At 45.9% G+C, this 12,954-nt stretch carries 5 protein-coding genes; 3 read left to right on the top strand and 2 right to left on the bottom strand.

Translation table 11 applies throughout. The annotated features are described in order from the left end of the window. Positions 1-67: 67 nt before the first annotated feature. Both ACZIX4_RS18505 and fumC read right to left on the bottom strand, forming a co-directional pair. A complete protein-coding gene (locus tag ACZIX4_RS18505) occupies positions 68-1,117 on the bottom strand; it encodes a glycoside hydrolase family 130 protein (protein WP_463337135.1) in 1,050 nt (349 codons plus the stop codon). Positions 1,118-1,235: 118 nt separating this feature from the next. Then, the gene (gene fumC, locus ACZIX4_RS18500) at positions 1,236-2,633 is read right to left on the bottom strand and encodes a class II fumarate hydratase (protein WP_463337134.1); all 1,398 of its coding nucleotides are present in this window, start codon (positions 2,631-2,633) and stop codon (positions 1,236-1,238) included. 219 nt (positions 2,634-2,852) lie between these two features. Between fumC and ACZIX4_RS18495 the strand changes: the two genes are divergently transcribed. From ACZIX4_RS18495 to ACZIX4_RS18485, 3 genes are all read left to right on the top strand, one after another. Beyond that, positions 2,853-3,017 carry a hypothetical protein gene (locus ACZIX4_RS18495; RefSeq protein WP_411409918.1) on the top strand — a complete coding sequence of 55 codons (165 nt, stop codon included), beginning with the start codon at positions 2,853-2,855 and terminating at the stop codon, positions 3,015-3,017. 197 nt (positions 3,018-3,214) lie between these two features. Beyond that, positions 3,215-6,976 carry a T9SS type B sorting domain-containing protein gene (locus tag ACZIX4_RS18490; protein WP_463337133.1) on the top strand — a complete coding sequence of 1,254 codons (3,762 nt, stop codon included), beginning with the start codon at positions 3,215-3,217 and terminating at the stop codon, positions 6,974-6,976. Between the two features lie 168 nt (positions 6,977-7,144). Further along, entirely contained in the window at positions 7,145-12,934 is a 5,790-nt protein-coding gene (locus ACZIX4_RS18485) for a T9SS type B sorting domain-containing protein (RefSeq protein WP_463337132.1), read from the top strand. The last annotated feature ends 20 nt before the right edge of the window (positions 12,935-12,954 follow it).

Raw genomic sequence — 12,954 nt, 5'->3', positions numbered from 1 at the left:
ATAGCCACGAATTACACAAATTTGCACAAATCAAATTGGTGAAAATTTGTGTAATTCGTGGCTAAAACTATTCCAATAAACCCAAAATTTCCTCTATAGAAAACTTAGCACCGCAAACAAACTCATCGGCGGCGCCGTAATAAATGGTAAGCTCATCGCCATTTACAATATGTCCATTTGTAAATACCACCTGCCCGAAAAATCCGGTCAACTCATATTCTTCTGTAGGAACCATAATAGGTAAGGTAGTCCTTGAAATCACTTTATATGGATTGTCCAATTCCATAAGGAAAGCACCCAGGCAGTAGAGGTTGTTTTCGTTGGCACCATGATAAATTTCCAGCCAGCCTTTGTCGGTTTTTATGGGGGCAGCACCGGCACCCACACGGGTACTGTCCCAATGGTTTTTCCTTGTTTTTACTATGCATTGATGGTTACCCCAGTGTATGCCATCGGGTGATTCTGCAATCCAGATGTAATTACCTCCCAATTGTATGCTACTCGGTCTGTGCAGGGCGTAAAATTTTCCGTTTATTTTTTCCTCGAAAACAGCACAGTCTTTATTATGCGGTGGGAATATCATCCCGAACGCCTCAAAATTTATCCAGTCTTTGGTTGTACGTAGCCCAACACCCACACCACTTGCCGATACCGCAGTGTAGGTGAGGTAATAGGCATCCTCAACTTTAGAAACCCTGCAGTCTTCTATGCCGAAACTTTCTGCTTTACCATTCCCTGTGAGTATGGTTTTTATGTTGTCGGGTTCATTGAAATGTATACCGTCATAGCTACATACCAACCGTAAATGCGATAGGGTAGTGAGGTAGTCCTGCCCTTTGTAATTCATCACCCGCGGGTCAGATGCGTCCAGGCCTGTATCATCTTCCGATACATCGAGAACGTCTATGTTTCCTGATTCATCCAATACCGGAAATGAAATCATACCGTCTTTCGGGGCTACGTTTTCCGCAACGCGTATCAGCAGCCATGTTTTTCCGTCAAACGTAAACACTCCTGGATTTAATAGGCAGATAACTTTAAGCCCGTAATTACTGGGTTTAATATCGTTAGGTATCAATATCGGGTTTTCAGGGAAACGGCGGGCAATGTCTTTCATGGGGAATCAATTTGCCTAAAATTACCTATAAAACGTTTTGATTGTAAACGGTTTAAATTACCCTTAACAAAAAAAGCAGCCCGAATAGAGCTGCTTTTGTATGATAAATGAGGATTTACTATTTAAGAGAACCCACCATGTCTTCCGGTTTCACCCATGCATCAAAATCTTCAGGGGTTACATAACCAAGGCGAACAGCTTCGTCTTTAAGTGTAGTACCGTTTTTGTGCGCGGTTTGTGCAATTTCAGCTGCTTTGTAGTAGCCTATTTTGGTGTTTAGTGCCGTAACCAGCATCAGTGAGTTGTCTACAAGCTCCTTAATACGGGTGTAGTTTGGCTCAATGCCCTGTGCACAGTGCTCGTCAAACGATACACATGCATCACCTAATAAGCGTGCTGACTGCAGGAAGTTGGCAGCCATAAGCGGCTTGAATACGTTAAGTTCGTAGTGGCCTTGTGTACCGCCTATTGTAATAGCCACGTCGTTACCCATAACCTGTGCACACACCATGGTAAGCGCCTCACACTGTGTAGGGTTAACTTTGCCCGGCATGATAGATGAACCCGGCTCGTTTTCAGGGATAAGTATTTCACCAATACCCGAACGTGGGCCTGAAGCCAGCATACGGATGTCGTTAGCTATTTTATTAAGCGAAACGGCAAGTTGTTTTAGTGCGCCGTGGGTTTCCACAAGGGCATCATGGCTGGCAAGAGCTTCAAACTTGTTAGGAGCCGTTACAAACGGGTGGCCTGTGAATTTGGCTATGTATTCGGCTACTTTAACGTCGTAACCTTCAGGGGTGTTAAGTCCTGTACCTACGGCAGTACCGCCAAGGGCAAGCTCGCCAAGGTGCTCAAGCGTGTTTTTAACGGCTTTGATACCATAAGTAAGCTGGGCTACGTAACCGCTAAGCTCCTGGCCAAGGGTTAGGGGAGTAGCATCCATAAGGTGCGTACGGCCTATCTTAACCACATTCATGTACTCGGCAGATTTCGCTTTAAGTGTATCACGTAGTTTTTCTACACCCGGAAGCGTAACTTCCACTACAGCTTTATATGCGGCAATATGCATGCCGGTAGGGTAGGTATCGTTGCTGGATTGCGACTTGTTTACGTCGTCATTGGCTTTAAGTACCGGTTCACCTTCGCCTATTTTGCCACCTGCAAGAACCTGTGCCCTGTTGGCTATTACCTCATTCAGGTTCATGTTACTCTGAGTGCCTGATCCGGTTTGCCATATTACAAGCGGAAATTCGCCTTCAAGCTTGCCTTCAAGAATTTCGTCGCAAACCTGGCCTATGGCATCGCGTTTTTCTGCGCTAAGTACACCAAGGTCGTGGTTCGCATAAGCAGCAGCTTTTTTAAGGTAGGCAAAACCTTCAATGATTTCCTTCGGCATAGAGCCTGAAGGGCCTATCTTAAAGTTGTTACGCGAACGCTCAGTTTGTGCACCCCAGTACTTGTCTGCAGGCACCTTCACTTCGCCCATAGTGTCTTTTTCAATCCTGTATTCCATTTTAAAAATGTTTATGGTTGTTTATAAAATTTAGGTTAATGGCCGTTTAATTGCCTGAAGCTGTGCAGGCGGTAGAAAAGCCAGCCAAAATTACGCAATAAAGATTCTTTAAGAAAATGATTTCGGGATTAATTTTTAGTGGACTTTTCTCAATGATTTAGTTGTTTTAACAAATCTATTGGCTTATATTTGGGGCATAATTCAAAATTTCCGGAAAACATGTTTGAATTTCAAGAGTACTTAGGTTTCCTTCTTTTCCTTACCATTGCCACCATAGGTTTTTGGCTTATGATGTTCCTGGTAAGTTTCGTATTTTACTGGGTAGGCGGTGCTACCGTAGAGCTGGTAAAAGAGAAGAGGGCCCAAAAGCAACTTGAGCAATAATTAGTATTGTTTCAAAGATAATTAAGGCTGCCAAAAGGCGGCCTTTTTTGTTGCCATAATGCAGCCTTATATACTAATATAAAGGTCAAAATCATTTTTATGAATATTTTCTTGCGTTAACTATTTAATAAACTTAGGGAAAAAGTTATATTATTTAATATTTATTACCTTGCGGGGCATTTTTATCACGTAAAAACATGACCAATAAGTCTCGCTTATTCACAGCCTTATGTAGGCTAAGCCTTCTGGCTTTCTGTGTTTTATGGGCAACAAAAGGCTATTCGCAGTCTGCCTGTACTAACACTTTTGTGTACATCTTTAACCCTGCAACCGGACCCGCCGGTACAAACGTAACCCTAACCGGGGTTGGTTTTAGCCTGGGTACGGGTACTTCATCGGTAAAATTTAACGGTGTAGATGCCGTTTACACCGTAGTTTCAGATACGCAGATTGTGGCAACCGTACCTAACGGAAATGTTACGGGCAGCATATCTGTAATTACCAATGGTTGTATGGCTACAGCTACAGGTTTTGTAGGTATGGCATCAAGCTGTACATCAGCAGAGCCTGAATTGTACATTTCAGAACTTTATGACCACGTACCGGGCAGCTATGGTGTAATAGAACTGTACAACCCTTCACCTACTAATACCCTTACCTTTAATGGTGAATATGTGTTAGAGCGTTATGGTTCTGTTGGCGATGCTACGCCGAGTTATACGCTTACCCTACCGGGTTCAATAGGCCCGGAATCAACATACCTGGTACTTACCGGAGACAACTCTTCAGGTGGTTGTACCGTTGTAACGGTTGCCCAGCTTGGTGCAGGGATTAATGCCGATGACGAATTTAAACTAAAAAAGAATGGTGCCATTATAGACATAGCACACGCACCGGGTGAAACAGGTTACACGGTAATCCGTAAACCTGATGCCGTGGCACCAACTACAGCTTATAGCGATAACGACTGGAACTTTTTCGGTACGCAAAGCTGTGCTGACCTTGGCAACCACACTGCCGATCCGGTAGCTGTTCTTCCTACAATATCTTTACAGCCTGTAGACGCTACTGTATGCGCCAATGCAGGTACGGTAACATTTACTACCGGCCTGAGTGTTAACATTGCAGCTACATATCAGTGGAAAACCCTTAATGCTTCCGGTGCCTGGGTGAATGCAACGAATGGTACTTCAGCTACACTTACTGTTGCTGTTTCGGCAGCGGTAAACAATACACAATATTATTGTATAATAACAACGCCTGATTGTACCTTAATAACTAATGCTGTACAATTAACTGTAAATCCTGTACCACAGGCTACTTTTGTAGTTACAAATCCTACCTGTGCCACACCAACCGGAAGTATCACGATTAATCCGGTTTCAGGTACGGGGCTTACCTACAGCCTTGACGGAGGTTCTTATCAAACCAGTGCTACATTTACCGGTGTAGCCGTAGGTGACCACACTGTTTCAGTACAGAATGCTGAGGGATGTATATTGGTGCTAACACCCGTAACTATTGCCCCTGTACCTACAGCACCTGCTGTTGCCACAGCATTACTTGTGCAGCCAAACTGTACCACTGCTACAGGTACACTTACGGTAACTGCCCCAATTGGTGCAGAATACCAGTATAGCCTAAATGGAGGCCCGCTGCAAAGCAACCCTGTATTCACGGATTTGCCTGCCGGTAACTATGTAGTAACAGTACAAAATACAGCAGGATGTACTTCTACCTCTACAGTATTTGTAATATCACCGGCTCCTACAACTCCGGCAATTGCTACAGCTGCACTTATACAGCCTGACTGTACTACTGCTACGGGTACACTTACAGTAACTGCCCCACTTGGCGCAGAATACCAATACAGCCTTAATGGAGGCCCGCTACAAAGCAGCCCTGTATTTGCTAACCTTCCTGCTGACAGCTATGTGGTAACTGTACAGAACACAGCAGGATGTGAATCGGTTTCTGCAGCATTTGTAATATCACCGGCTCCCGGTGCACCTGCGCCTGCCACGGCTGCGCTTATACAGCCCGACTGTTTTATTGCTACAGGTACGCTTACGGTAACTGCTCCGCTTGGAACTGAATACCAATACAGCATAAACGGCGGTCCTTTCCAAAGCAGCCCTATATTCCCTAACCTTCCTGCCGATAGCTACGTAGTAACTGTCCAAAATACAGCAGGTTGTAATTCGGTTTCTACGGCATTTGTAATATCACCTGCTCCTGTAACCCCGGTAATTGCTGAGGTTGCGCTTATCCAGCCGGACTGTACAACTCCTACAGGTACGCTTACGGTGACTTTGCCATTAGGTGCAGAATATCAATACAGCATAAACGGTGGCCCTTTCCAAAGCAGCCCGGTATTTGCTAACCTTCCTGCCGACAGTTATATAGTAACCGTGCAAAACACGGCAGGGTGTACATCTGTTTCTTTAGCTTTTGTTATTAATCCTGCTACAGGCGCGCCTGATCCTGCCACAGCTACACTTACCCAACCTGATTGTAACTCAGCTACAGGAACACTTACAGTGGATGCCCCACTTGGAACCGAATACCAGTACAGTATAAACGGCGGCCCTTTCCAGGGCAGCCCGATATTTACTAACCTTACCCCGGACAGCTATGTAGTAACCGTGCAAAACACAGCCGGTTGTACATCGGTTTCTTCGGCTTATGTAATCAACCCTGCAACAACAGGCCCGGCGCCCGCTATAGCTGCGCTTACCCAGCCTGATTGTACTGTTCCTTCAGGTACACTTACTGTTACATCGCCTCTTGGAGCTGAATATCAATACAGCATAAATGGTGGCGCTTTCCAAAGCAGCCCTGTATTTGCTAACCTTCCTGCTGATAGCTATATAGTTACTGTGCAGACAACAGGCGGTTGTACTTCAACATCGGCTGCATTTGTTATAAACGCAGCCCCGGCCGGCCCTGCTGCCGCTACAGCTATAGTGGCGCAACCTGATTGTTTCACAGCTACAGGTAGTATAACGGTAACTGCGCCGGTAGGGGCAGGTTACCAGTACAGTATTAATGGCAGTCCGTTCCAAACCGGTGTTTTATTTGACAGCCTTCCTGCCGATTTATATATAATCACTGTGCAAAATGCGGCTGGTTGTACTTCACTATCGCAAACCTTTATTATAGGTACTGCGCCGGTGGCTCCTGCAACGGCTACAGCTATGCTTATACATCCAAGTTGCAGCAACCCAGACGGTACACTTACTGTTACGGCTCCCGTAGGTACAGGTTACCAGTACAGTGTAAACGGTGGCGCTTTCCAGGTCAGCCCGATTTTTACAGGCCTTGCTACAGGAAATTATACTGTTACCGTTCAGAATGCCGACGGTTGTACATCGGTTTCACCGGTATTCACTATAAGTACAGTTGCCGGTGGCGAGCCTGAACTTGCCGGTACGCAGGGTTGTACTGCCACTATAAACGGTAGGGAATACCTGCTTGAAGGTATTGCTGCCAATGCTTCATTTAATCCTGCTGATGTTACATATGAATGGAAAGTATTGGGTGAAAATGCTGTATTGGGTGATGATACTACGTTCAATGTAACAGAATATGTAGCCGACAACAATATTGATACAGATGCATTCCCGCTACAGTTTGAACTTACCGTAACTACTGCGGGAGGCTGTTCAGACAGCTACATATTTACTGTTGACGGTGTGTTCTGCGATATACCAAGGGGAATTTCGCCAAACAACGACCAGATGAATGACAACTTCGACCTTACAGGTTTAGATGTAAGGAAACTTACCATAGTAAACCGTTACGGCCTTGAAGTATACCACAGGAATAATTATACAAACCAGTGGAACGGCCAAACCGATAATGGAGATGAGCTGCCTACAGGTACTTATTTCTATATGGTGGAAACTGCCTCAGGTACACGCACCGGATGGGTGTATGTAAACAGGGAAGTAAAATAACCCCCGCACAAAGCATAAAAAAGCCGGGGCTGTACGTAGGGTATGGCTCCGGCTTTTTGTTTTTAACAATATATTCACAAATGCGAAATTATTATTTAATGTTTAGTAAATGTGCTATATTGCAATAACTTATAACTTCGGCCTGCTAACTCCGATCGTAAATGAAAGATGAACATTAGACAAAAAACTGCTATCAAAACTTATTTATTCCTGTTGTTTTTCTTTATCTGCGCACTATCCCAAGGGCAGATTTACAAGCACGAATTTGGTACCACAACCATAAGCGCATATCCTTATAATGTGGCGCCATCCATACTAAATGCAAACCTTAACACCTCATCCTGGACGAACAGTATAGGCAACTGGACAAGCAACACCGGAGCCACCGGCCAGGCCATAATGGTAAGTACCCCGGCGGGTAGTTCTACCTTAACCTTAACATTTAATGTCGCCTCAGGCTATGCAGCTACAATTACTGCTTTCGACTTTTGGAGCAGGCGTAGTAGTTCGGGGCCGCAAAACTGGTCCATGTCAATCAATGGCACTACAGTAGGCAGCGGTTCGGTAACTACTACAGGTGCGGCATTAGGCAATACTCCTGTAAGTACCCCTGTAACCGGCCTTACCGGGACTGTCTCCGTAGTTTTAACCGTTTCTAACGCCGGTGGTGGGAATATACGCCTTGACGACTTTACACTATATGGCAGCGTATCTTCAAACTGTAACGGTGCCGTTATAAGCGGATTTACGCCAACCAGCGGCCCTGCAAATACGGGCATTACATTTACAGGTACCGGCTTTAGTGCTACTACAGGCGTTACTGTTGGTGGCGTTACAGCTACTTACACTATAGTGGATGATACAACCCTTATTGTTTTTGTACCCGATAATGCAGCAGCAGGCGATGAAATAATAATAACAGCCGGTGGGTGTCCTACCAATGTTGAAGGCTCGTTTACCCCTGTGTTGTCGGTTTGCGGCAGCCAGGAAATTTATATATCCGAACTGCATGATGCCTCAAGTGGCAGCCCCGGTGCAATAGAATTATACAACCCTTCGGCAGTAAATACAGTTACGTTTAACAATGAATACGTACTGGAACGCTATGGCACTGTCGGAGACGGTTCACCCACAGGAGGCTATACATTAATTTTACCGGGTTCAATAGGCCCACATGAAACGTATCTCGTAAACAGCAGCGGCAATAGCGGGCCGCCATGTAATATTACTCCTGATGCTAACATGGGGCAGGGTATAAATGCCAATGACGAATTTAAGTTATGGAAGCTTGGTGTACAAATTGATGAAGTACAGGTGCCGAGTTCGCTGGGTGTAGGGTATACCATGATACGTAAGCCCAATGCTGTAGCGCCAAACCTTATATTTTCTACCAACGACTGGAACATGTCTACATCAGAGTCATGTACAGACCTGGGCATGCACACAGCCGACCCGTCTACAGGCGCCATCCCTGATATTACACAACCGCAGGATGTAACCGTGTGTGAAGGTGCCAATGCGGTGTTTACCACTGCCGTTACCGGCACAGGATTCAGCTACCAGTGGCGCACGCTTGATGCATCGGGTACATGGGTAAATGTTACTAACAATGCTACGTTTAGTGGTGCTACTACAGCACAGCTTACCATAACTAATGCTACAGCAGCTTTAAATCACAGCCAATACTATTGTTATATAACTTCGGTTACATGTGAAATTTTTACTGATGCTGCAATGCTTACGGTAGGCGGTACTCTTGCGGCACCTGCGGGTACAGTAACCAATGCTACCTGTACTGCCGACGGGCAGTTTACAGTAACCAGCCCTATAGGCGCAGGCATAACATATAGCATGGACGGAGGTACTTTTGTAAGCACAACCACATTTACCGGCCTTCCTGAAGGCAGCCATACTATAATTGCCAAAAACGCTTCAGGGTGTACTACGGTAGCTTATAACTTTACAGTACTACCGTATACTGATGCACCTGCGCAACCTGTAGTTACAATAATACAACCTACCTGTGTGGTACTTACCGGTACAATTACGGTAGTATCTCCCATAGGGGCATATACCTATAGCTTAGATGGAGGAGCTTATGTATCTACGCTTACTTTCACAGGAGTAGGTACAGGCATACACCACATAACTGTGAAAAATGCTGACGGCTGTACTACTGTAAGCCAGGATATTGTAGTGAATAGCCCACCTGCAGGCCCTGATGCCCCAACAGTTGATGTTGTCCAGCCTGATTGTGTTGCTACAACAGGTACGATTACCGTAACCAGTCCGTTAGGTGCGGGTTATACCTATACAGATAACGGAGGTACCCCACAGGCGTCGCCTGTATTTCCGGGGCTTTCTCCGGGTACGCACATTATTGCTGCACACGATGCCTCGGGCTGTTTTACAGATGGTCCTACAATAACCATAAACCCTTTTACGTCAACACTGCCTACACCGGTATTGAATATCGTACAGCCTGACTGTACCACATCAATGGGAAGTATAACTGTTACTTCTCCTACAGGTGCGGCTTACCAATATAAAGTAAATAACGAGCCTTACCAAAGTTCGCCTGTATTTACGCTTCCTGCCGGTACGTATACAGTAACAGTACAAAATGGAGGTTGTACAGCGGTATCACCAAGTGTAACTATCAATGCTGCACCTGTTACCCCGGCTGTGCCGCAACTTGCCCTTACACAGCCTGATTGTACCACAGCAACGGGTACTATAACTGTTACTTCGCCTGTAGGCACAGGCTACCAGTACAAAGTAAATAATGAGCCTTACCAAAGTTCGCCTGTGTTTACAGTTCCTGCCGGTACGTACACTGTAACGGTGCAAAACGCAGACGGCTGTACAGCGGTGTCATCAAGCGTAACTATCAATGCTGCTCCTGCTACTCCGGCCGTGCCGCAGCTTAGCCTTACACAGCCGGATTGTACTACAGCAACGGGTACTATAACTGTTACTTCGCCCGTAGGCACGGGCTACCAGTACAAAGTAAATAACGAGCCTTACCAAAGTTCGCCTGTGTTTACAGTTCCTGCCGGTACGTACACTGTAACGGTGCAAAACGCAGACGGCTGTACAGCGGTGTCATCAAGCGTAACTATCAATGCTGCACCTGCTACTCCGGCTGTGCCGCAGCTTAGCCTTACACAGCCTGACTGTACCACAGCAACAGGCACTATAACTGTAACGTCACCTACGGGCACAGGCTACCAGTATAAAGTAAATAACGAGCCGTACCAAACGTCGCCTGTGTTTACAGTTGCTACCGGTACCTATACTGTAACCGTGCAAAATGCAGCAGGATGTATATCGATCTCGTCAAGTGTTACTATAAATGCAGTGCCAACCGCACCTGCTGTGCCACAGCTTAGCCTTGCGCAGCCTGATTGTACCACTGCAACGGGTACTATAACTGTTACTTCGCCTGTAGGCACAGGCTACCAGTATAAAGTAAATAATGGGCCGTACCAAACGTCGCCTGTATTTACAGTTGCTGCCGGTACCTATACCGTAACCGTACAAAATGCGGCAGGATGTACGGAGGTGTCATCAAGTGTTACTATTAACGCTGCCCCGGCAACACCAGCTGCCCCTCAGTTTAGTGTTGTACATCCCGGATGTACTACTACAACAGGCAGTATTACAGTTGTTTCGCCAACAGGAGCAGGTTATCAATATAGTATAGACGGAAACCCTTACCAGGCTTCGGCGCTATTCGAACCGGTATCTCCGGGAAGTCATACCATTACGGTAATAAATGCTGCAAACTGTACATCAAGCGCAAGCATAACAGTAAATGCCATACCTACACCGCCGGCAGTACCACAGCTTAGCGTTGTCCAACCTGATTGTAACACTCCGGGAAGTATTACTGTAACTTCGCCTACGGGAGCGGGGTACCAGTACAGTATTAATAACAGTCCATTCCAAAATTCACCTGTATTTAGCCCATTGTCGCCTAATACGTATACTGTTACAGTAAAGAATGCAGTCGGATGTACGGCAATATCTTCAAGTGTAACCATAAATGCTGCACCTGCGGGGCCTGCTACACCACAGCTTAGTGCCACACAGCCTAACTGTATAACTGCTGACGGTACTGTAACGGTGGTTTCGCCAACCGGCTCGACATACCAATACAGTCTTGACGGAGGGCCTTACCAAAGTTCGACGGTTTTTGCACCGGTAGGTTCAGGAAGCCATACCGTAACAGTAAAGAACAATGCCGGCTGTACCGCAGTTGCAGGTATTGTTATTAATAATGTACCTACACCACCGACCGTACCTGTGCTTGCAGTAACACAGCCTACCTGTAGTGTAGCTACCGGAAGTATAACCGTTACTACACCAATAGGTTCCGGCTATCAGTACAGCCTTAACGGCGGTGCTTACCAAAATTCGCCAACATTCGCTTCGCTTACTGCAAACACTTATACTGTAACGGTAAAGAATGCAGCAGGATGTACGGCAGTATCTGCCATAGTAACCATAAATGCTGCACCTGCTACACCTACGGCACCGCTTATCAATATCACACATCCTGATTGTACTACTGCCACGGGCAGCATAGTAGTTACATCGCCTGTAGGGGCAGGGTTAGAGTATAGCGTAGATAACGGTACTTACCAAACTTCGGTTAACTTCGGTATCCTTACACCGGGTTACCATAACATAAAAGTGAGAAATGCAGATGGGTGCGTTTCAGTATCAACAACTTTCTTTATCAAGAATGCACCTGCAACGCCTGCTGTACCACAGCTTACAGTTACACAGCCTACCTGCGATGTGCCTTCGGGTAAAATTGTAGTGACCAGCCCGGTAGGGGCAGGGTACACCTACAGTGCGGGTGGCGCTTACCAGCCGGTACCTGTGTTTACAGGCCTTGCACAAGGGACATATACCGTAACCGTAATGAATGATGCCGGTTGTACCAATGTGTCGCTTCCGGTTGTGGTTAATGCTGCGCCAACACCTGCACCTGCACCTGGTACCATTACCGGCAATAATGGTGTGTGTATAGACGATACTTTGCAGCTTGCCAATACAGTAACCGGTGGAGTGTGGAGTGTTTCTAATACTGCTATAGCTACTGTAGATGCTACCGGCCTTGTAACTCCGGTACATGCAGGTACTGTAATCGTTTACTACACTGTAGGTACAGTTTGTACAGATTTTGCACAAAAAACTATAACTGTATATCCGTTACCTAATCCACGCCTGCGCGATGTTTACCTTTGTGAGGACAGGATAAACCACCTCATTTTGGCTCCTAAAACGCTGGATAGTGGCCTTAGCAATGCCGATTATACTTTTGTTTGGGATAAAGACGGTACTGCATTAGCTAATACTACGGCAAGTATCAGTGTTATGGAACCGGGTATCTATACCGTTACTGCTACTAATATTGTTAGCGGATGTTCGGCTACAGCACAGGCTGTTGTGGGTATATCGTCTATGCCGCTTGCTACGGCTGAGGTGGGCCAGGATTTCCATAGGAACCAAATTATAACAGTTAATGTAGTAGGAGGGTCGGGTGACTATGTGTTTAGCCTTGATGGTGGTGCATTCCAGGAATCGCCAATATTTACGGGTGTAAGCTCCGGCGAACACATTATTACCGTGAATGATGTTAACGGTTGCGGCAGTATAGACATTACTGTTTTTGCATTGGATTACCCACGTTTCTTCTCTCCAAATAATGATGGCAAGCACGATACCTGGAACATACCGGGGTTATCGGGCCAGTCAAACTCTTATATCCATATTTTTGACCGCTATGGAAAGCTGATTACATCGATATTCCCTACAGGCCGAGGATGGGACGGTACCCTTAACGGATACCCGTTACCTGCTACAGATTATTGGTTTACTGTAAATTACCGTTCATCAGACGGCAGTATAAAAGAATTCAGGGCGCATTTCTCTTTGTTAAGATAATATTAACGCGAAAAGCCCCG

The sequence above is a fragment of the Flavobacterium niveum genome (assembly GCF_055231775.1).
The sequence above is the reverse complement of the archived record's forward strand: the minus strand, read 5'-3'. Positions and strand labels throughout refer to the sequence as shown.

Excerpts from the sequence above, each read along its gene's own strand:
- ACZIX4_RS18505 (WP_463337135.1), bottom strand. The coding sequence starts at position 1,117 with ATGAAAGACATTGCCCGCCGTTTCCCTGAAAACCCGATATTGATACCT.
- ACZIX4_RS18490 (WP_463337133.1), top strand. The coding sequence starts at position 3,215 with ATGACCAATAAGTCTCGCTTATTCACAGCCTTATGTAGGCTAAGCCTT.
- ACZIX4_RS18495 (WP_411409918.1), top strand. The coding sequence starts at position 2,853 with ATGTTTGAATTTCAAGAGTACTTAGGTTTCCTTCTTTTCCTTACCATT.
- ACZIX4_RS18485 (WP_463337132.1), top strand. The coding sequence starts at position 7,145 with ATGAACATTAGACAAAAAACTGCTATCAAAACTTATTTATTCCTGTTG.
- fumC (WP_463337134.1), bottom strand. The coding sequence starts at position 2,633 with ATGGAATACAGGATTGAAAAAGACACTATGGGCGAAGTGAAGGTGCCT.